This window comes from Streptomyces sp. NPDC021622 (genome assembly GCF_040640795.1).
In the GTDB taxonomy this organism is placed as follows: Bacteria; Actinomycetota; Actinomycetes; order Streptomycetales; family Streptomycetaceae; genus Streptomyces.
Genome location: NZ_JBFACK010000018.1, coordinates 64,574 through 85,413 on the forward strand (window position 1 = coordinate 64,574; position 20,840 = coordinate 85,413).

17 protein-coding genes are annotated in these 20,840 nt (G+C 71.6%); 3 read left to right on the forward strand and 14 right to left on the reverse strand.

The window, feature by feature from the left end; translation table 11 throughout:
- Window positions 1–223 precede the first annotated feature (223 nt).
- Together cpaB and AB0G47_RS31090 are read right to left on the reverse strand one after the other, a co-directional pair.
- Window positions 224–940 (reverse strand): Flp pilus assembly protein CpaB, encoded by a 717-nt coding sequence (gene cpaB, locus AB0G47_RS31085; protein WP_360776815.1) that lies wholly within the window; start codon window positions 938–940, stop codon window positions 224–226.
- 93 nt (window positions 941–1,033) lie between these two features.
- Window positions 1,034–1,921, reverse strand: coding sequence for a hypothetical protein (locus tag AB0G47_RS31090; RefSeq protein WP_360776817.1), 888 nt, complete (start codon window positions 1,919–1,921; stop codon window positions 1,034–1,036).
- A 299-nt stretch (window positions 1,922–2,220) separates the two neighbouring features.
- Between AB0G47_RS31090 and AB0G47_RS31095 the strand changes: the two genes are divergently transcribed.
- Window positions 2,221–3,234, forward strand: coding sequence for a chitinase (locus AB0G47_RS31095; RefSeq protein WP_360776819.1), 1,014 nt, complete (start codon window positions 2,221–2,223; stop codon window positions 3,232–3,234).
- A gap of 110 nt (window positions 3,235–3,344) precedes the next feature.
- Here the strand turns inward: AB0G47_RS31095 and AB0G47_RS31100 are convergent, their stop codons facing one another.
- On the reverse strand, window positions 3,345–4,661 hold the full coding sequence (locus AB0G47_RS31100; RefSeq protein ID WP_360776821.1) for an Nramp family divalent metal transporter: 1,317 nt from the start codon (window positions 4,659–4,661) through the stop codon (window positions 3,345–3,347).
- Window positions 4,662–4,816: 155 nt separating this feature from the next.
- On the opposite strand from AB0G47_RS31100, the gene AB0G47_RS31105 reads away from it, so the two are divergent.
- Window positions 4,817–6,169 (forward strand): M14 family metallopeptidase, encoded by a 1,353-nt coding sequence (locus AB0G47_RS31105; RefSeq protein ID WP_360776823.1) that lies wholly within the window; start codon window positions 4,817–4,819, stop codon window positions 6,167–6,169.
- 56 nt (window positions 6,170–6,225) lie between these two features.
- Here the strand turns inward: AB0G47_RS31105 and AB0G47_RS31110 are convergent, their stop codons facing one another.
- The 5 genes from AB0G47_RS31110 to AB0G47_RS31130 form a co-directional block, all read right to left on the reverse strand.
- A complete protein-coding gene (locus tag AB0G47_RS31110; protein WP_360776825.1) occupies window positions 6,226–7,791 on the reverse strand; it encodes an AAA family ATPase in 1,566 nt (521 codons plus the stop codon).
- A gap of 60 nt (window positions 7,792–7,851) precedes the next feature.
- Complete coding sequence (locus tag AB0G47_RS31115) at window positions 7,852–8,550, reverse strand: hypothetical protein (RefSeq protein ID WP_360776827.1); 699 nt, start codon at window positions 8,548–8,550, stop codon at window positions 7,852–7,854.
- Window positions 8,547–8,792 carry a hypothetical protein gene (locus AB0G47_RS31120; protein ID WP_360776829.1) on the reverse strand — a complete coding sequence of 82 codons (246 nt, stop codon included), beginning with the start codon at window positions 8,790–8,792 and terminating at the stop codon, window positions 8,547–8,549. Before AB0G47_RS31120 ends, AB0G47_RS31115 begins: the two co-directional genes overlap by 4 nt.
- On the reverse strand, window positions 8,789–10,564 hold the full coding sequence (locus tag AB0G47_RS31125) for a hypothetical protein (RefSeq protein ID WP_360776831.1): 1,776 nt from the start codon (window positions 10,562–10,564) through the stop codon (window positions 8,789–8,791). The genes AB0G47_RS31120 and AB0G47_RS31125 overlap by 4 nt, the downstream gene beginning before the upstream one ends.
- Before the next feature lie 83 nt (window positions 10,565–10,647).
- Window positions 10,648–11,166, reverse strand: a complete 519-nt coding sequence (locus tag AB0G47_RS31130) for a hypothetical protein (RefSeq protein ID WP_360776833.1) — start codon at window positions 11,164–11,166, stop codon at window positions 10,648–10,650.
- Between the two features lie 201 nt (window positions 11,167–11,367).
- Between AB0G47_RS31130 and AB0G47_RS31135 the strand changes: the two genes are divergently transcribed.
- Complete coding sequence (locus tag AB0G47_RS31135) at window positions 11,368–13,278, forward strand: caspase family protein (protein ID WP_360776835.1); 1,911 nt, start codon at window positions 11,368–11,370, stop codon at window positions 13,276–13,278.
- 120 nt (window positions 13,279–13,398) lie between these two features.
- Here AB0G47_RS31135 and AB0G47_RS31140 read toward each other — a convergent pair whose 3' ends face one another.
- From AB0G47_RS31140 to AB0G47_RS31165, 6 genes are all read right to left on the reverse strand, one after another.
- Window positions 13,399–17,547, reverse strand: coding sequence for a CHAT domain-containing protein (locus tag AB0G47_RS31140; protein WP_360776837.1), 4,149 nt, complete (start codon window positions 17,545–17,547; stop codon window positions 13,399–13,401).
- A gap of 25 nt (window positions 17,548–17,572) precedes the next feature.
- A complete protein-coding gene (locus AB0G47_RS31145; protein WP_360776839.1) occupies window positions 17,573–18,226 on the reverse strand; it encodes an RES family NAD+ phosphorylase in 654 nt (217 codons plus the stop codon).
- A 2-nt stretch (window positions 18,227–18,228) separates the two neighbouring features.
- Window positions 18,229–18,900 (reverse strand): hypothetical protein, encoded by a 672-nt coding sequence (locus AB0G47_RS31150; protein WP_360776841.1) that lies wholly within the window; start codon window positions 18,898–18,900, stop codon window positions 18,229–18,231.
- Complete coding sequence (locus tag AB0G47_RS31155) at window positions 18,897–20,006, reverse strand: hypothetical protein (RefSeq protein WP_360776843.1); 1,110 nt, start codon at window positions 20,004–20,006, stop codon at window positions 18,897–18,899. The genes AB0G47_RS31150 and AB0G47_RS31155 overlap by 4 nt, the downstream gene beginning before the upstream one ends.
- Window positions 20,007–20,206: 200 nt before the next feature.
- Entirely contained in the window at window positions 20,207–20,584 is a 378-nt protein-coding gene (locus tag AB0G47_RS31160) for a hypothetical protein (protein WP_360776845.1), read from the reverse strand.
- Window positions 20,581–20,838, reverse strand: a complete 258-nt coding sequence (locus AB0G47_RS31165) for a hypothetical protein (protein WP_360776847.1) — start codon at window positions 20,836–20,838, stop codon at window positions 20,581–20,583. The genes AB0G47_RS31160 and AB0G47_RS31165 overlap by 4 nt, the downstream gene beginning before the upstream one ends.
- Window positions 20,839–20,840 lie beyond the last annotated feature (2 nt).

Sequence of the window (20,840 nt, forward strand, 5' to 3'; positions counted from 1 at the left end):
CCCACCCACCCGCCCGATTGCCCCGCAGCCCGCCCTGAACGAACAAGCGCTTCCCACCCACCCACCCGACTATCCCTGACTGCCGGGTAACCGGGTGGGCAGGCGGGAGAGATCCGGCGCGGAGCGGCGGGACAGGCAGCCGCCGGGGAAACGGGTGGGCGGGTGGGAGACATCCGCCGCGGAGCGGCGGTTCTGGCGACGTGGACCTCATCCGCGGGGCCTCCTACTTGTCCTCGTCGAGGGTGTACGTCCGGTCACCCCGCGGGATCGCCGCGTCGCCGCCCTGACCCACCAGGGCGAGCCGGACGTGCGTGGCGAACGACTCCGCGTACGCAACGCGCTGCGCGTCCGCCGTGTCCAGGGCGAACGTGATCGGCACCGCCTCCGTCTCCGTGCGGCGGCTGCTGCGGTCGTCGTCCCGGTCCGGGTCAAGTGCGGTCAGCTTGCCCACGTCGATGACCTTCGCCGACTCGACGATGACCTTCGACTGGTCCTTGGCGGTGTCGGTCTCGCCCTTGAAGGTGGCGTAGATGTTGACCGTCGAACCCGGAGTGATCTTGCCGGCGACGCCCGTCGCCGAGTCGATCAGGATGGCGATCTCCTGCTGGCCGGGGGAGAGTTCGGGCCGCTTGACGATCATGTCCGACTGGAGGAGCGAGCCCTTGCGCAGTTCCGTCACCGCGATCTTGCCGCGGATCTGGCGGAGGTCGGTGACCGCATTGTCGGACAGCCACCGCTCCGGCATCTCGACCTTCTCGAACTGGTCGGCGCTCAGTTCCTTGTAGGGGGCGATGTCCCCCTTGAGCTTGTACGCCGGGACCTCAGGGCCCACCTTCGAGTTCACGTCACGGATCACCGAGAGGACGCCCGCGAACGCGCCGAACGCGGCCAGGACCGAGAGGACCAGCAGGATGACGCCGCGGCGCTGGCGTGAGTTCATGGACCGGTCTACCTCGATCGGGTGCGGATGGCTACGGACAGTGAGCGGTGTGGAGCGCGGTCGTTCGGTGGCGTACGTGAGAGGGAGCGCACCCTAGGTCGCGCCCCTCGGGAGTGCGCGTACGGCGGGTGACGGCGATGAGCGTTCGGGGGGCGGCGGCAGCGGTGCGGCGCAGAAACCGCAGCGGTCGCCGATGAGTTCGAGGCCGCACCAGTGGCAGTCGTCCCGGCGGACGGACGTGACCAGTTGGTAGAGCACGGAGATGTCGGGGATGGCCGCCGCGAACTCGACGAGCTTGGGCGTCGCCCACCAGCGTGCGGACTCCGCGGGCAGCCGGGCCTCGGTGACGCCCTGGGTGCGCCAGGCCGGCGCGAGGGTTCCGGTGACCCAGTCGGGGGCCAGTTGGCCGGTGGCGTACAGCATCTTCGTACCGAATCCGGGGCCGGAGAGGCTCGCTTCGGCGGTGAGTTTCACCAGCTCGGGGCGCGGGGTCGCGAGGACGGCGAACTGGGCGCCGGGGACCCAGGACTTGGCGTGGGACTGGAGCGTGACGGGGACGCGGTCCAGCTTGGCGACGGAGCCGAGCAGCGCGCCCGCGTAGATGTAGTGGGCGAGCAGGCGGGCCGCGGAGGCGAGGACGCCGGGGCTGAAGTCGCAGATGGAGAGCTGGCGCAGCTGGAGCGCCAGGACGGCCATGCCCAGGGGCGGTAGGTCGGGGCGGAGGATGGCGATGCGGTCGCTCTCCAGTACGGAGCGGATCGCGTGCAGCCGGTGCACCACGGCGGGCGGTGCGGAGGCGGGACAGAGGACGATCACATAGCCGTGGTGCTCGATCAGCGTGTGCATCTCGGTGAGCGACTGGTCCAGGGAGTACGTCCGTGGTGACTGGACGGCGCTCTGCAGGACGGCCGCCGACGGGGTGTGCCGGTCGGGCGACGGCAACACCAGGTCGGGGCCGGTGACGGCTATGGCGGTCGGCATGCCTACACCCCCCGGTCTGCGCCCACTTCGTACCGTTCTCTGTGCACTTCCGGGCACTTCGTGCCGGTGTCCATGCACTTCCGCCTCAGCACCATATCCAGGTCAGGGCCGCCTCAACACCCAACTTCGCACTGTTCACAGAGAGGTTGGCCGGTCTCGCGGGGTCGCGGTGGCGCCAGAGGTCTTGACAACCCGATTGGTCTGGACCAGCTTGTACGACCAAGCGAGCGCTCCGAACCCCCCAGCTTCCCCCCACGCACCACTCACGCACCCCCCAACTCCCCCCACCGGAGGCAGAAGTGGACCACGCACGCGGCAGGACACGCAGGAAGGCAGGTACCGTCATCGGATTGGCAACGGCCCTGGCCCTCGCGCTCACCGGCCTGCTGACCGGCGGCGCCGACGACGCCGACGCCGGCACCCGCGCGGTACCGAAGCACGCGGTGACCGGTTACTGGCAGAACTTCAACAACGGCGCCACGGTCCAGAAGCTGAGCGACGTACCGGACGACTACGACATCATCGCGGTCTCCTTCGCCGACGCGACCGGCACACCCGGCGAGATCACCTTCAACCTCGACTCGGCCGGGCTCGGCGGCTACACCGTCGAGCAGTTCAAGGCGGACATCAAGGCCAAGCAGGCGGCTGGGAAGTCCGTGATCATCTCGGTCGGCGGCGAGAAGGGCGCGGTGTCCGTCAACGACGGCGCGTCCGCGACCGCCTTCGCGGAATCGACGTACAAGCTGATGCAGGAGTACGGCTTCGACGGCGTCGACATCGACCTGGAGAACGGGCTCAACTCGACGTACATGACGCAGGCCCTCAAGTCGCTTGCGGGCAAGGCGGGTTCGGGTCTTGTCCTGACGATGGCGCCGCAGACGATCGACATGCAGTCGACGTCCAACGAGTACTTCAAGACGGCGCTCGCCGTGAAGGACATCCTCACGGTCGTCAACATGCAGTACTACAACAGCGGTTCGATGCTGGGCTGCGACGGCAAGGTCTACAGCCAGGGCTCGGTGGACTTCCTCACCGCGCTCGCCTGCATCCAGCTGGAGGGCGGCCTCGCGCCGTCACAGGTCGGCATAGGCGTCCCCGCCTCGTCGAAGGCGGCGGGCAGCGGCTATGTCGCGCCGTCGGTGGTGAACCAGGCCCTGGACTGCCTGGCGAAGGGCACCAGCTGCGGCTCCTTCAAGCCGTCCAAGACGTATCCGGACATCCGGGGCGCGATGACCTGGTCCACGAACTGGGACGCGGCCGACGGCGGCGCCTGGTCGAAGGCGGTCGGACCGCACGTCCACGGGCTGCCGTAGCCCGCACGAACACCACTGAGACCCGCAGCGCCGCCGCTCCCCCGGCGGCGCTGTTTCGCTCGCGCTGTTCGGGGGCAAAGGATCTCTCCCGCCCACCCACCCGATTACCCCTAGAAAAAACTTCCCCAGTCCTGGTCCGTGATCTGCTTGATGCACAGGACCAGGAAGAGCAGGCCCGCGATCGCCAGCATGCCGTTGCTGAGCCAGCCGTTGCGCCATTCCCTGGGCGTGCGCGAGGAGTTGAGCAGCCAGACCAGGGTGAGCGCGAGGAACGGCATGAAGGCCGCGCCCAGGACGCCGTAGATGATGATGAGGCGGAACGGCTGGCCCTGGAAGAGCAGGATCATCGGCGGGAAGGTCAGCCACAGCAGGTACGCGCGGAACGGCACCGACTTCTCGCGGGCCCCGGATGCCACCTCCTGCCCGGTCAGCGCCTTGTCGTCGGCGCCGGCCCGCTGCTTGCGGTAGCGCTCGACGAAGTCGGCGAACATCAGGCTCACGCCGTGCCACACGCCGATCAGCGAGGTGAAGGACGTGGCGAAGAAGCCGATCAGGAAGAGCTTGGCGGTGGCGGACCCGTACTCCTTCTCCAGGATGTCGGAGAGCTGGACCAGGCCCTGGTCCCCGCCGGCGATCGCGATGTTCGCGGAGTGCAGGATCTCGGCGCCGACGAAGAGCATGGCGACGACGAAGATGCCGGTGGTGATGTACGCGACGCGGTTGTCGAGCCGCATCACCTTCATCCAGCCGGAGTCGGTCCAGCCCTTGGCGTTGACCCAATAGCCGTACGCGGCAAGGGTGATGGTGCCGCCGACGCCGCCGATCAGGCCGAGCGTGTTGAGGACCGAGTCCTTCTCGTCGGGAAGGACGGGCAGCAGTCCCGCGAAGGCATCGCCCAGGTGCGGGGTGACGCGGATGGCGAGATAGACGGTGACGAGGAACATCACGCCGACGAGGACCGTCATGACCTTCTCGAAGACGGCGTACTTGTTGAACCAGACGAAGACCAGGCCGACGAGGCCGGTCAGGATCGCCCACCACTTGAGGTCCATGACGTCGGGGAACAGCGCCTGGAGCGGCAGTCCGGACGACGACATGGCGGCCGCCCCGTAGACGTACCCCCAGATCACGACGTAGACGACGAAGAACCACGTCGTCCAGCGGCCGAGGCTGGCCCAGCCGTCGAAGAGGGTGCGGCCGGTGGAGAGGTGCCAGCGTCCTGCGGCCTCGGCGAGCGAGATCTTCACGACGCAGCCGATGACGGCGGCCCACAGCAGGGTGTAGCCGAAGTTGCTGCCCGCGATGAGGGTCGCGACGAGGTCACCCGCGCCGACGCCTGTCGCGGCGACGACGATGCCGGGTCCGATGTACTTCCAACTGGACTTGCGGGGCTGGTTGGTTGCTACGCCACCTGTGGTATCCGCCATGAGATCAAGTTCGCGTAAAGACGCCTGGTGCACAAGGGGTCGGAGGGATTGGCCGGGGACTGCATTGACCGGAACATGCCACTGCTTCACCATGGGGCCGCACCTCGCACCTCGCACCGTCGCAGTGAACCACCCCCCACCTCTCAGGAGACTTCATGCGACTTCGCATACGCAGGCACCTACGCGGAAGAAGGTCAGCCGCCCTGGCGGCCGTCCTCGCCCTGGCCGTGGCGGCACCCCTGACCGCCAACGCCGCACCGGCCGATCCGGCCCCCCGGCGGACGGCGGCGGCCGAGGACGAGCAGAAGACCGAGCAGTACGAGATCAGCACGCACTCGACGCCCGCCACGCGCACCAAGATTGCCCGAACGGGCGTCAGCATCGACGACTTCGACAGCCATGTCGTGACGGTGTCCGCCACCGCCGCGCAGGTGCGTGAACTGCGCGCGCAGGGCTATGAGTTGAAGGAGCTCGCCGCGCCCCCGAAGCGTACGAACGGCAAGGAGGCCAAGCCGAAGGACTTCCCGCCGGCCGACTCCAAGTACCACAACTACGCCGAGATGAACGCGGAGATCGACCAGCGCGTCGCCGCCCACCCGGACATCATGACCAAGAAGGTCATCGGCAAGTCCCACGAGGGCCGCGACATCATCGCGGTCAAGATCAGTGACAACGCCGCCACGGACGAGTCCGAGCCCGAGGTCCTCTTCACCCACCACCAGCACGCGCGCGAGCACCTCACGGTGGAGATGGCGCTGTATCTGGTGCGCGAACTCGGCGACGACTACGGCACGGACGCGCGGATCAAGAAGATGGTCGACGACCGCGAGATCTGGATCGTCCCCGACGTGAACCCGGACGGCGGCGAGTACGACATCGCGTCCGGCTCCTACCGCAGCTGGCGCAAGAACCGGCAGCCCAACTCCGGTTCGTCGAACGTCGGCACCGACCTGAACCGCAACTGGGACTACAAGTGGGGCTGCTGCGGCGGCTCTTCGGGCTCGACGGGCTCGGAGACCTACCGCGGCAAGGCCGGCGAGTCCGCCCCCGAGGTGAAGGTCCTCGCCGACTTCGTACGCGGCCGGATCGTCGGCGGCAAGCAGCAGATCACCGCGGCGATCGACTTCCACACGTACAGCGAACTCGTCCTGTGGCCCTACGGCTACACCTACGACGACACCGCGGAGGGCCTCACCCAGGACGACCGCGACGCGCACGCGGCAGTCGGCGAGAAGATGGCCGCGAGCAACGGCTACACGCCCGAGCAGTCCAGTGATCTCTACATCACGGACGGCACCATCGACGACTGGCTCTGGGGCGACCAGAAGATCTTCTCGTACACCTTCGAGATGTACCCGTCGTCGTCCGGCGGCGGTGGCTTCTACCCGCCCGACGAGGTGATCGACCGGGAGACGGACCGCAACCGGGACGCGGTGCTGCAGCTCCTGGAGAACGCGGACTGCATGTACCGGTCGATCGGCAAGGAGCAGGAGTACTGCGCGAGTTGAGCGAGACGGGGGGCGGGGGTCAACTCCCCCCCGCCCCTCTCCTTGCATGCTTGGCCTCAGTCGTCCATGAACACGATCCGGCGGGCCGGCTTCGCGCCGCCCTGGGCCGCGCCGACCGTCGTCCGGCCCGCCGGGACGGCGCGCTCCCGGCCCCAGGCCCTGATCTCCTCGATCTGCTCCGGGTTGACCCTGCTCATCGGCACCGTGTTGGCGAAGGTGTCCAGGAGCAGCGAGGGCTTGAGGTTGGCCGCGCCCCCGCTCAGCAGCGCTTCCGCGCCGACGTCGTGCAGGGCGGACTCCAGGTCGGAGCCGGCGAAACCCTCGGAGAGGTCGACGAGACGGTCCACCTGCTGCGGCTCCGGGTCGGACTTCAGATAGCGCCGGTGGTAGAGCGTGATGATCTCCTTGCGCTCCTCCGCGTCGGGCAGGTCCACGAAGAACAGCTCGTCGAAACGGCCCTTGCGCAGGAGTTCGGGCGGCAGGCTGCGGACGTCGTTGGCGGTGGCGACGACGAAGGCACGCGACTGGGACTCCTGGAGCCAGAAGAGGAACTGGCCGATGATCCGCTGCGGCACGCCCGTGCCGTCGTCACGGCCCGCGAGGCCCTTCTCGATCTCGTCGATCCACAGGATGCAGGGCGCGACCCGGTCGGCCATCGCGAGGGCCTCACGGAAGCGACCCTCGGACTCGCCCAGGTACTTGCCGTGGATGCTGCCCATGTCCAGGCGGTAGAGCGGCAGCTTCCACTCGTGGGCGATGGCCTTGGCCGACAGTGACTTGCCGCAGCCGGGCACGCCGACCAGGAGCACTCCGCGCGGCGGCCGCAGTTCGGTGCCGCGCAGGTCGGCATGCATCAGCTCGTGCTTGCGGCGCAGCCATTCGCGCAGGCTGCTCAGGCCGCCTATGGAGTAGTCGCTCTCCCGCAGCGCCACCCGCTCGAGGCCGGTGAGGTCGCTGAAGATGCGGTCCTTGGCCTGGGCGAGCCCGAGGACGTCCTCCTCCTTGATGGAGCCCTTGGCCGCGATGGTCGCCATCAGGTTGACGCACTCGGCCTCGGTGACGCCGCGCAGGAACTCCGCGGCCCTGCGCGCGTCCTCCTCGCCCCACTCGATGGGGATGTGCCCGTGGTGGTCGCCGAGGAAGCCGCTGAGGATGCCGTACATCTCGTCGGCGTCCGGCAGGTCGAGCTGGAGGCTCATGCCGAGCCGCTGCAGACCGCTCCAGATGGGGGTGTCCGTGATGAGGATGATGCTGCCCATGTTGCTGTCGGCGAGCCGGGCCAGCTCGGCCACGTGCCGGGTGACCGGTGTGTCCGCCTCGAGGCCGTCGGGGTCGACGAGGATCACCGTGGCGTTGGCCCTGCTGGTGAACTGGGCGGCCGCGAAGTCCATGGCGCCGGTGAGCGAACGGTCGTCCTGCACCGAGACGTTGGTCCGCAGATCACGCAGCCCGGTGGCCCTGGTGTAGATCCAGAACGGCATGCTGCTGCGGCGCGGCTGGGTGGCCGCCTCGCGCAGCAGCCGCAGGGCGCGCTGCTGCTCGATGGTGCGCATGCCGATCACCGGCACACGGGCGGAGATGTAGCTGTCGAGGTGGTGCAGGCTCTCGGCGTAGTTCGACATGCGGACCTTTGGTTTGCGGTGGTGGGGGTGTGGCGACGGCTGGGCGGGACGACCCGTCGGTCAGTCCGTGATGACGCGGCGGCGAGACGGCGCCGTGGGGTCGTGCGACCACGGGTCGGGATCGTTCCTCGCCTCGTGCGCGGCTCTGGCGGCGGCGTCCCGTTTGCCCCGCTTCTTGGTTTCCGGGGGCTGTGCCGTGACCTCCGTCAGCGCGTTCTCCCGCAGCGTGCGGCGGCGCCGCTCGACCTGGCGGGGGTCCCATCCGGCCCGCGCCTTCTCCTCGAGGCCCTGCTCCAACTGGGCCTGGAGCTGGGCGATCTGCTCGTCGACGACCCCGCCGAGCCGGTCGCGCACACCGGCGGGCAGACCCTGGTGGCGCGCCATGGCGCGGATCGCCCGGAGCCCGGTCCTGGACTGGGTCAGCTCGCGGCCCGCCGAGAACTCGTCCTGAGCCGCGTTGAGTGCCGCCACCAAGCGGTCGGACCAGGCCTGCAGCCGGGTGCCGAGCGCATCGCCGAGATGGGTGGTGAGCCTGACCCAGGTCTCCGCCGCGAACTGCTCGTCGCTCAGCGTCGGAAGCGCCTGCGGGTGCAGGTGCTCCTCCTCGGCCGTCCAGCGGCGCAGGAAGTCCACCCAGGCGTGATAGTCGCCGCCGTCGCCCCAGTAGGAGTCGGGCTCGGGATTGGCGGGGGCCGCCGCGGGCCGCTTCCTGCCGAGAAGACCGGTGAACCGCCCGCCGCGGCTTTCCCCGGACCTCATGAGAGGCTGCCGGGCCGCCGCACCACGGTCTCGCCGGGCGGCAGCGGCTCCCAGTCGGGCAGCCCCTCGACGACCCGGCGCAGCCTCGTCGTGACCCGCTCGCCGCTCGGGCGGTGGCTCGCGGCCCACGGGGAATCGCCGCCGGTCCGGTTCGACGGCGCGCCCCAGCCGCCTCCCGCGCCCTCCGAGGGCGGCGGGTTCCGGGGCGGGGGCGGGGCTGCGGACAGATCCTGGCTGCTCATGAGGCGGCCTCCTCCTTGGCTACGGTGCGGCCCTCGAAGGGCGAGCCGCCGCCCCGGACAGCGGTCTCCAGGGACTTGATCAGTTCGCGGCAGCGCGCCTCCACCGCGTCCTCGTCACGGAACTTCGTCTGCCAGTCGGTGAGTTCGGCCGAGGCCGCGCGCAGCTGCCGCAGCGAGTCCTGCTTGGCGCGCTGGAGCAAAGCGCGGGCCGCTTCCTGGTTGCGTGCGGCGGCCCGCGCGCGGTTGTGGATCACCAGGCCCCAGATCCCGCCGGTGACCAGGGCGGCGATCAGCGCGAAGCCCATGTGGATGGAGCCGACGAGCACCAGGATGCCGAGCAGTACGAGGACGAGCGGCGCGACCTTCCGCACCGTCGGGTACGCGAGTGAGGCGACGAAGGGCTCGATGTGCTGGTCCCAGTGGCTCCCGAGAGACCCTTCGAGCTCGCCGAGCGGCCGGCTGAGCGAGCCGGTCCACACCGGCAGTTGCATCACACCGCCGGCCACCTTCTGCGCGACCTGGAAGCGGGCCTGCACGTCCTGCGGCACCGCCGCCCGGTAGTCGCGGGTGAACCCGGCATGCCCCTGCAGGAACCATTCGTGGCAGGCGGCCACGGCGAGGCGCTGGGTGGCGGGCGAGGTGCCGATGGCCGGCGGGTTGAGCGCCGCGGTGGTCTGCACCGTCAGATAGTCGAGCGTCTCGTCGTACGAGGCGGAGTCCGCGTCGGCCGCCTTGCGGGCGGCGGCGACGTCACCCGCGTGGTCGATGACGGCGTGGTTGAAGGCGAGTTCGCGGCGCAGCGGCAGCTCTTCGTTGTCGTACTCGGAGACGAGCCGGTCGAGGATGTCGTCCACGGCGTCCTCAAGGCGCGCCGACGGCTCGAACTCCCGGTCCATGATGGCCCGGTACTTGACGAGCAGCGGCTGGTGCGCGCGGGCCGCGCCGAGCACCCCGTCCAGCTCCTGCCACTGCGGGGAGACCGCGGCGAGCTGCGGGAACTCCTTCGCGGCTGTGGGTCCGCGCAGCGAGTCGACCTCGTCGTACCAGCGCTTGATCTGCTTCTGCTGGGCGTCGGTGTTGTCCATCAGCTGCTCGCGCCAGCTCGTCAGGCCGTCGTTCAGGAGCTCGCGTCCCGCGAGGCCGAAGGCGCCCTGCGCGATGGACTCCAGGATGACGGCGAACTCGCGGCCCAGGGCGTTCGGGTCCTGCGCGAGGAGGTAGTGGCGCAGCCAGCGCACCGAACTGTCCTTGCGGCCCTGGCGGCGCAGGACGAGGGCGAAGAACAGCGAGGTGCGGTCCGGGGAGCGGCGGAACGCCTCCTCCACCGCGCGCTCGCACAGTGTGCGGTCGTCCGCGGACCAGGAGGCGAGGGCCACGAGCGCGGGGGCGAGCCAGTAGCGGGGCGTCTGGATCATCAGCTGGTCGCCGACCATGCGGACGTTGTCCTCGGACACGATCCCGAGGTCGAAGGCCTGGAGCATGCCGACGGCGGTGCGCCGCACGGTCTTGTGGTGGCCAAACTCGTGGTCCACCTGGTCCTGGACGACACCGACGCGGGTCTCCGCGCGCTGCACATTGGCGATGAGCATCGTCGTCTGGGCGAACTGCTGGAACTCGTCGCGCAGTTCCTGGAGTTCGGAGCGGGTCGTCTGCTGGTTGGCGTCGACGGCCGAGACCTGGCCCGACACGGAGCGCACCTGCTCACTGAGGCCGTTCACGAGGTTGGCGACCTGCTGCACCTGCCGGTGCAGCGCCCAGTCCACATCGGGCATGCGTATCTCCGATCGAGCGTGAGGCGGGGGAAGTTGGGGGCGAGCGGGGAGGGGACGTGTCGCGGGGAACAGGAGGGGGGCTCTCAGAGGAGTACGTCTCCACCGCGTACGGCGGTTCCGTCGTCGAGGACGGGGACCAGCAGTCCGTCGGAGTACACCTCGACGTACGCGTAGCCACCGGTGCGCACCATCGTCCGGGCCCCCGCGAACGGCGCGGGCACCTTGTCCGAGGGGGCGAAGTGCTCGACGATCACGGCGAAGAGGCTGAGCTGGTGGTCGACGTAGGGCGGGCCGAGGAAGCAGCGCGCGAAGAAGCCGAGCGGCACCGTGCCGTGCGCGTTCGTGTACTCCTCGCTGATCCAGTCCGACAGCTCCTGTACGGCCTTGTCGTCGAGATGCGCGTCGAGCCGGGCCACGGCGTCACGCAGCTCCCGCGAGCGCGGCGCCCAGCCCTGGCGGGTGCGGGGTCCCGCGGCGGCGGCACGCCGGGGAGCGGCCCCCGCGGTCAGGCGCCGGACCGGCCCCTGCGGCGATTGGGCGGCGCCTGCCGCGCCCTGCGGGCCGGGCTGCACGACGCGCCGAGGCCGCTCGAAGTGACCCATGTGTCCCCCGACGGTGAAAGGCAGCCATGACGGGCATGGCTGCTGCTTGTCTGCCTCAACTGATGTGTCATCAATACTGGTACGTGGCTGGTCACTTGGCACGCGATTCGCCCAACCCGACCTGACTGGGGCCGGAAGACGCCCCGTTCCCGCCCAGTTCATCCCCGTCAACCTCGCCCCGCCCCTGACAGACTCTCCGCCATGGGCCAGATCTACGCGCTTCTCGTGGGCATCGACGCATATCCCGCACAGACCGCCACACAGCTCACCGGCTGCGTCAACGACATCGACGCGGTCCACGAGCTGCTCACTTCGCGCGCCGGCGGCAGGGCCGAGGTCCGCGTCGTGCCCGACGCGGCGGCGACCCGCGCGGCGGTCGAGGACGGGATCCGGGAGTTCCTCGGCGCTGCGGGCCCCGGCGACACGGCCCTGTTCTGGTTCTCCGGTCACGGCACGCAGTCGCGGGCGGCGGGCGCCGATCTGCTCATCGAGGCGACGGGCCGCAACCAGGCCCTCGTCTGCGTGGACGGCCCGCTGCCGGACAAGACCCTGGGCGCCCTGCTCGACGCGGTGGCGGCGCGGGGCGCACACACCGCGGCGGTCCTGGACTGCTGCTACTCCGGGGGCGCGACACGGGACTCGGATCTGACCGCCCGGTACGCGCCGCCGGGCGCGGGGTGGGACTTCACGGGGGCGCGGGACGCGGTGGCCCCCGCCGGGCCCGCCCGGCATGTGCTTCTCGCCGCCAGCAGGCTCAACCAGCTGTCGTACGAAGGGGACTTCGGGGGCCGCAGGCACGGGGCCTTCACCCACGCGCTGCTCGGCGTCGTACGGGAGGCGGGCCCGGACGCGACCTACCGCGAGCTGCTCGCCACGGCCGACGCCCGGCTGCAGCGCTCCGGGGGCGGGCAGCAGCCGGTCCTGTACCCGGCGGAGCCCGGCGGCGTGGCGGACCTGCCGTTCCTGGGTGGGGCGGTGTCGCGCACGCCGAGCCCGTATCTGCTGCGGTGCGGCGCGGACGGCTGGGAGGTGGACTGCGGGAGCGGGCACGGGCTGCGGGACGGGGCGGGAGCTTCGGGGACGGAGTTCACGGTTCTTCCGGAGGCTCTGGCGGAGGGGGGTGCCGGTTCCGCCGTACGAGCGCGGGCCGTGCACAGCCATCGCACGCTGGTCGACCCGGTGGACTGGGTGCCGTCCGCCGCGCGGGCGTACCCGGTGACGCTTTCCGCCCTCGCGCTGCCACCGGCGACGGTGGCGGTGTCGGGGCCCGAAGACCCTGCGGGAGCACGGGAGTTGGATGACCTGCTCGCCTCCGCCTCGCCGCTGCTCCGGGTGGTCGGCACACCGCGCGAGGCGGGGGATCTGCATTTCCGGGTCGAGGTCCGTGGGGCGGCGGCGCATGTCCTGCGGCGCGACGGATCGCCGTTCGTCGCGCCGCTGCCGCTGGCGGACCCTGCGCGCATCGCGGACTGCCTCGTCCATCTGACCCGCTGGCACCAGCTCCGTGACCTCACGTCGCGGCCCTCTCCCCTGGACGGCCTCGTGCGGGTGTCGATCAGGCCGTGGGACACGCGGGACGACGCCGGCACGGAGCTGCTCCCGGACGGCAGCGGGGAGATCGTCTGCCCCTATACGCCGGGGCCCGGCGGCCCCGAGCGCCCCTGGGTCTCCATACGGCTGCACAACCGCTCTCCCGACCGGCCGCTGTGGTGCGCCCTGCTCGACCTGACCGACAGCTACGGGAGCGGGGCGGGGCTCTACCCGGGGCACTTCATCGCCCCGGGCCACACGGGGTACGCCCTCGACGACCAGCCGGTGCAGCTTTCGCTGCCGGCGGGGCGGGCGGTCGCGGACGGGGCCTACGTGCAGGACTGGCTGAAGCTGGTGGTGGCGGAGGGGGAGCTGAATACGGTGCCGTTCCATCTGCCCGCGTGGCGCGCGGACGGTGCGGCTGCCCGTCTGGACGTGGTGGCCGTGGGGGACGGTGTGCTGCGGTTCGATCCGGCCGCCGGGGCCGGGAGCCGAGACTTGGGGCGGGTCGATGGGGCGGGGGTGGGGCTTTGGGCGACGCGGACGGTTCCGTTGCGGACGGTGGTGCGTGAGTTCTCCTGAGAGGCGGCTCGGCAGCGCCCCGAAGGGGCGCGGGGCTGTGACATGTGCGGCTCCGCCGCGTGGGCGCGACCAGCCACAACGGACCCGCGGACGAATACCGCACTTCCCGCGGAGCACTACTCACTGCCCCAGATGCGTGAACCCCGCCCACCCGCTCAAGTCATCGGGATCCAGCGCCGCCGCCCGCGCCCGCAGCAACGGAGGCAATTCCGGGGGGAATTCACGCTCCGGGTCCAGGATCCACAGCTGGGCCCGGCGCAACGCCTTGGCCGGCGGCTCCCCCTGCGCACGCAGAAAGTGGTGCGTCAGGAACATCAGAACCGACGTCGCGTCATCCGGCACCGGCCACAGCGAACCGATCACCGACCTCGCCCCCGCCACCAGGAACGCCGTGGACAGCGTGTACGCCTCGTTGTGACCGCGCCCCGAGACATGGCTGCGGCAGGCCGCCAGCAGGACAAGGCCGAGCCGCCCGCGGCCGCCGCCGCTCAGCGCCTCCGTCAGCTCCTCCGCCGCCAACTCGCCGCCGTGCAGGGAGAGATAGGCGGTTCCGCGCTCGTTCCGCGCCACCGCCGCGTGACAGGCCAGGTGCAGCACGGCGCCGCTGTCGTCGCCGCCCGAGCGCAGCCAGGTCAGCACCTCGTGCGGGGTGCCGGCGCCGTCGGCCCTGCCACTGCCCCGGGTGCCGAGGAACTGCCCTTCCGGGTAGAAGGCCCGCTGTACGGCGTCCGCCTCCTCGCCCGCGTACCGCAGGTCCCCGGTGGGGTTCCCCACCACCAGCGCCTGTCCGGTGTGCGTGACCGCGGTCCGCGCCGCCACGTCGCAGAGCAGCCGGGCGGACGCCGCGTACGAGATCTCCGCGTCCTGCAGCGCGTATCTGCGGCCCCCGCCGTCCCGCTGGTCCCACGCGGCGTGCCAGGGCACGAGCCCCAGCGCGCCCATCGGGACGAGCACGAGACGCGGCACGCGGCCTGACGGCAGGGCGAACGCGTCGAACAGCGGCCGCATCGCCGCGTACCAGGCCCAGCCGCACAGCCGGTCGAGCCGGTCGCGCAGGGCCGGCTGCCCGGGAGCTTGGTACCCCTCCACCGGGCCCATGTCCCGTGCCCCGCCGCTCGCGGGCGCGTACGTCCTGAGCGGCGCGGCGTCCTCCCGCAGCTGCGGCAGCGGCACAGAGTGGGCGTCACCGCCGTTGGTGACGACGACGGCCGCGCCGCCTCCGTCGTCCGACGCGGGCACCAGGTAGACCAGCGCGTCCTTGCCCAGGGTGCGCAGCGCGGTGGCGATCTCGGCGGGCGTCGGCGGATCGAGCAGCCGGTCCTGCGGGGTGCCTTCGCCCGGCGGCGCCTCCTCGCCGGTGAGGGCGGCGAGGACGCGGCGGCGGAGGGCGCTGGGGATCAGCGGCGGGGCCTGGGCAGTGGCGAGGGGGCCCGCTTCCGGCGTGGCGGAGGTGCCGCCCGCCTCGTGCCACCGCGCCGCCAGATCCTCCCGGCCCACCGCGACGAGGCGGTCGGGCACGGTGCTCGACGTGGTGGCGGCGTGCAGCACCAGGCCGCGGCAGGCGTCGAGCGCCCGCACCGCGTCTTCGGGTACGTCGTCGCGCAGGCACCACCCGGCGACTTCGAGCGCCGCGCCCGTGGCCTGGGCGGCGGCCTGCGTGGCGTGGTCGGTGCCGGACTGCAGCAGCGCCGCCCAGGCGTGGCCGCGCAGGGCGTCGAGTCCGATGCGGCGGGCGTTCGCGCGGTCGTCGTGGCGCAGTGCGGCGCGGTTGCGGTAGGCGCGCGCGAGGCCGAGTCCGGTGGACGCGTAAAGGCGGTGCTCGGGTCCTGCCGCCGCCTCGAAGGCGGACTCCAGGAGCGTGATGCCCTGGGCGAGATGGCGGTCGCGCTCGCGCGGGTCGCGCTGGACCCCGGCGAGCGCGCAGTGGCCCCCGCCGAGGACGTTGGCGTACCGCAGCCTGCTGTCGCTCCCCTCGTCGACCATGTCGTGGGCTTCCTGGATCAGCTCCATCGCGTCCATGAGGGCGATGGGGTCGCGGGCGCGCATCGCGCGGGTGAAGCGGGACGTGCCGTTGTCCCCGAGTACCCATGCCCGGTGGTCGCGCGGCAGCCGGACCGCCATCCTGCGCAGTGCGGCCACAGTGGGCCGCTCCGGCGGCGGTGGCGCGGCAGGCGCGCCGATCCGCCTGGCCAGGTCGTCGCGCATCATCAGGTCGATCTCGACGAGCGTCCACAGTTCGGCGCGGGAGGGATCCTCGGGGTCGAGTGCCGCGTGTGTCTCACGGACGTGGGCGATGTGCCGGTCAGCGGTGGCGAGGTCGCCGCTCCGGAGGGCGGCCCCGGCGTCGAAGGACGCCTGCTGGGCGTCCATGAGACGGCGCACGTGGGGGGTGAGCGTGGGGCTGCCCCGCAGCTTCTGCCAGGCGTCGCGGGCCAGGTCGGTGTCGTCGGCGCCACCGCCGAACTGGCCCCGCTGGACGGTGGCCATCATCGCGGCGAAGTCGGCGCCGTGCCCGGCGGTGCCGCCGGTCAGCGCGTCCGCGGCGCGGGCCTGGGCGAAGTGGTCGAGCACCGTGTCCATGTCGCTGCCCGCGCCGGCCATCTCGTCCGCGAGGCGGCTTGTGCCCGCCGCCATGTGCGCGAGGTGCTGCCACCGCGGGTCGTCCTTGCCGTGCTGGAGCACGTCCTCGATGAGCGCGTCCTTCTGCCCGGTGCTGACGTGTTCGCCGTGCGGGTCGAGGAACCGCAGATGGGTGAGGAGCCCGGCGGCGACGCCCGCGCGTTCCGCTCCCGGTTCCATCGTGCTCCACTGCGCGTACACGGTGTCGAATCCGGCCGCGAGGCGATCGGTCCCGAAGCCGCTGTAGAAGCCGGGGTGGTCGTCGTCGGTGCCGCTGAAGTCCACGAAGGCGCGGCCCTCGCCCAGGTCGTCCATCACCGCGTGGTAGGCGTCGACGACGTCGTCGCCCGAGCCGTCGGGGCCGGACCCGCCGGGCTGCTCGCCGCGCACGAACCGGACCCAGCCCCTGAGGATCAGCGCCATCTTGTGGAGCTCCGGCTCCAATTGAGGGTCGGCGAGGGCGAGTTCGACAGCCTCGGCCGCGTCGGCGACCCGGCCCGGACCGGGGTCCTCCTGATGGCGGGCGTACTGGAACACGCCGAGCAGCAGCGCCGTCCCCGCCACCCTGCCGTCCCGCTCGGCCTGCCACGCGGTGACCGCGCGCCGCAGCAGGTCGATGCCCCGGTCGCGGCCCGCGCTGTCGCCGCGCGCGCTCGCCCGTTCGTAGAGCAGCCGCCCGAAGCCGTCGAGGAACTGCGGCAGCAGCCCTTCGGTCACTCCGGGTTCGGCGAGCAGGGAGGTCAGCTTCACCTCGGCCGCCGCCCCGTGCGCCTGGTCCTTCCAGGTCGACCAGATGAGTACGCGGATGAAGACGGCGCGCACTTCGGCGTCCACATGCCACGGCGGCCGCTGCCCGGTGCGGCGCAGGGCGTCGCGCTGCGCCGTGCCGAACGCCTCCCTCGCCTCCTCCAGTTCGTCCCGGTCGCCGGCCACCCTGCCGTGGGAGAGGAGCGCGACCGCCATGCTGTGCCGGACGAACGGCAGGTTGGTGGTGGGCAGTTGCGCTTCGAGCACCGCCCGGTAGTGTCCGGCGGCCACCGCCGCGTCCTCGGCGTCGCCGCGCAGCAGGCAGCGCTCGAAGTACAGGTAGCCGAGCGACTCCCGCAGGTCCACCGCCGCCTCGCAGCCCTCCTCGAGGACCCCGTCGGTGTCCTCGATCCGGCGCACCGCCTCGTCCAGGAGCGTGCCGCGTTCCTCGCGGGTCACGTTCGCGGCGTAGCGCATGTACCGCGCCCCGGAGCAGAGGGCCAGCAGATGACACCCCAGGGCGCGGACGTCGTCGTACGCCGCTTCGTCGGCGGGCAGCGATGCGGTGCCCGCGAGCAGCAACTCCCAGGAATCGTCGATCAGTTGGTCGGCGGGTTCGAGGTCGTACTGGAAGAGCCGGACATGCGCGTACACGATCCGCCAGGCGTGCCAGTCGTCGTCCATGCCCGGGGCCGCGAAGGCCAAGCCGAAGGCCTCCGCGGCCAGGTCCAGGTCCTCCGTTCCGGAGGCACCGTCGGACAGCACGTGGATGCGGTAGCTCAGTTCACCCGCGTACGCGCACAGTCCGGGCGCGTCGGGGTCGTCGGACGCCAGCCCCCCGAGATGGTCGAGGAGCTCGGTGCGCTCTGCATCGAGCTGCGCCAGGGTGTTCTCTTCGGGCACGGGGAACCTCACGTATCGAGCGGGCTCAGGGCGCGAGTCGCGCATGGTACGGCTGCAGAACGGAGTTGAGCCACTGCTCGCCCTCCGCCGTGCCGAAGTCCACGCCGCCCTCGTCGACCGGCTCGGCAACTCCCCGCGGGCACCGGTCCCCGAACAGCAGCACCGTCCGGTCACCCGGCTCCCGCTTCGACGACCAGACGAAACCCTGCGCCCACGGGTCGGTGTGCCGGCGGATCCAGTGTGCCCAGTCGCGCGTGTACGCGTAGTCGACCGCCTCGGTCTGCACGAGCCAGCTGTCCTGGTGGACGGCGGCCAGGTCCTGCGCGGTCATCAGCGACACCACGGTCAGCTCGGTGGTGAGCCGGAGTGTCGACAGGCGCCGCCCCTCGACGCCCACGCGCGGCAGCAGCCGGGGCCCGCCGGACGGGTCGAAGGGCAGGGAGCGCAGCAGGGTCTCGCAGACCGCGGCGGCCGGGCTGAGGCCCGCATAGAGGTAGCCGTAGGGGTCGCAGGCCGTGCCGTCGAAGCGGCCGCCGCCGTAGAGGCAATGCGCGGGGTGCGGATTGAAGGCGGCGGCCTCCCGGTGGGACTTGTGCACGCGGTGCAGGACCGTGCCCCGTTCGAGGGTGACCTTGGCGGGGGCGCCGTTCATGGCTTCCGGCGGACGGTAGTTGGGCACGGTCACTCACCCTCCATCAAGAACCGTGCCGTGTCCGCGAGTTGGCGGTCACGGCCGGAGCCCAGGAGCAGTGCGGGCGGCGTGCCGAGCCAGGCGTTGGCGGAGAGCCACCAGTCGGCGGCACCCCACGGGTCACGGTCGGCGGCGAGCAGCGTGTTCACTTCGAGGACGACGAGCCAGGGCATGGCGTCCTCGGAGAACTGGAAGCTTGGCAGGCGCGGCAGGCCGCCGGCGCCCGGAAGTCGGATCAGCTCGGGGGCGAACGGGTTGCCGCCGTGCCGAAGGACCGTGTCGGCGTCCAACGCCGGTGCGGCGAGCAGCCGTTCACGGACCGGGCCGAGCACGGGGCCGACCATGCGGTGGCCGTCGATCAGGAGCACGGCGAGATCCTCGACGCGGAACCCCTGGTAGCTGAGGTCCTCACCGGTCACCCCTTCGGGCCCGGCGTCCAGGGCGAGCCGTGCCTCTCCCCCGGTGCCGAACTCCTCCGGCAGCCGCTCCCGCAGCAGCGCCGCCGCCCGGTCGGCGGCGTCCCGCCGGGCGTCCTGGTCCGCGCCCCGGCCGCGTACGACGTCGAGGTACGCGGCGAGCCGATCGCGCAGCGGCTGGTCGAGCCGGTCGGCGATGCGGTCCCAGAGCGCGGCGGCGGCCGCGAGCACGGCGTACGGATTCACGGGTTCCCCCTGTCGTCATGGACACCCGGCCCGGCGGGCACGGCATACCCGGCGAGCAGCCGCTCGATGAGGTCGGCGCGCGCATGGCGGCGTACGACGAAGTGAACGTCCCACTCGGCGCCGCGGGCGAGCTCCGCCTCCACGGCCGCCCACAGCGCGCCGAAGCTCTCCAGCGGCGGGAGGCCGCCGCGGCCCGCGCCGAGCAGCGGCAGGCAGATGGAGGTGAGCGGCGGGTCGCTCGCGCGGGACTCCTCGGCGAGCAGCGCGAAGGCGCGGGCCACGCCGCGGGTCACATCGGCGGGCTGTACGTCGTAGTCATTGGTCTCGGGCCGGGGCACGGCCACCGCCGCGTGGTAGATCCGCCGGACGCCCTGACCTGCGAGGGCTCCGGACGAGGTGGCGACGACGGTGCCCGGAAGGGCCGCCCGGCCCGGTGCTCCGTGCCGGGCGGCCCAACCCCGTAACTCATCGTGGACATGGTCCTCGACGAGTCCCCCCGCCGGGTCCTTGAGGGCGCCGGCCCGCCGCAGCGTCGCCGAGACCGACGACTTGTAGGCGGCGGGCAGCGCGAAATACGTGTTGGACGGCGAAACGACGACGTCGACGTCCCGCAGCAGGTCCACGGAGTGGACGTGCACGGTGACGGTGACGGTGCGGCCGTGCAGCGCGAGCCGCAGCTCGCGGTGGGCCGCGGGCAGCCGGGAAGGTTCGCCGGTGGCGGTGTCCTCGCGCACCCGGCCCGCGATGCCGACGAGCTGCTCGGCTATCTGCCCGAGCACCATCAACTCATGGTGTTTGCGGAAGCGTTCGACGCTGACCCCGTACACCTGGGCGGCTCGCCTGCGGCGGTCGGCGGCCGGCCAGTCGCGGGTCCCCTGGGCGAGTCCGAGGCTGTACTCGGCGGCGGTCTGGAGGCTGCCGCCGCCGATGCCCGCGACGGCGGTCCGTAGCAGCCTCTCGACGCCGCCGGCGGACAACTCACCATTGGCCGCGGGCAGTTGCCCGGCGATCCGGATCAGTTCCGGCGTATCCGTCTCGCGCAGTCTGACGACGCCCGCCCGCCGCACCTTCCTCACCTCCTCCAGTACCAATCCGTGATCGGGCATGTGAGGAGGGGGTGACATGGCGGCAAGGATCGCACCGGCGTCACACCCGTCACAAGCCCGTTCGGTTCTCCCCTCGCCTTCCATTGCACAGCGGCCGCCGGTCGGACTTCGGGCACGCGCGGGGCGGAATCCGGTCGCGGAGGGGCGCTCTTCGCGGTGGGGCGCTCTTCGGAGGCTTCAGGTGCGGCGTTCAGGAGCCGTCAGGGGCTGAGGTCCAGGACACGGACCGGCCGTCCCTCCCACTGCCGGGGGACGGTGGTGGCGACGGTCGCACCGGCAGGCCGGTCAAGGGCGGGCTGGGCGGCATGCTCCGTGTGAGCGTCGGCCCAGGTCTGCTGCTCCGCCATGGCCAACGCGGCAGGCAGATCCAGGTCCAGGACCGTGATGCCGGGCAGTGCGGCCAGGTGCTCTGCGGCCCCTGGACGAGCGCGGTCCGCCTCGATCAGCGCGCAGGTGGGGGCGTACAGGAACCAGCCTGCCTCTGCGTGCGCGCGGTGGATGAGCCGGGACGCTAGTGCGTTGCCACGGCCTGCCGCGGCCATGGCGGACTTGTCCAGGACAATGTGCGTCTCGCTCACCGGCCGGTCACCTGTGCCAAGCGGCGGTCCAGTTCGGCATCGAGATCCCGCTGTTCCTCGGCGCTCGGCGCGTAACCGTTCCACTCCCGCAGCGCGATGCGGGCCTGCTCGGCCCGAGCGGCGCGTTCCTCGGGAGTCAGGAGAGTCTCCGCGAGACGCGCCAGGTAGGCCCGCAGGGACAGCCCTTCGCCGGTCGCTATGGCGGCCAGCCGGTCCTTGGCTTCTTCAGGAATGCGGATGTTGGCATCGGTCATGG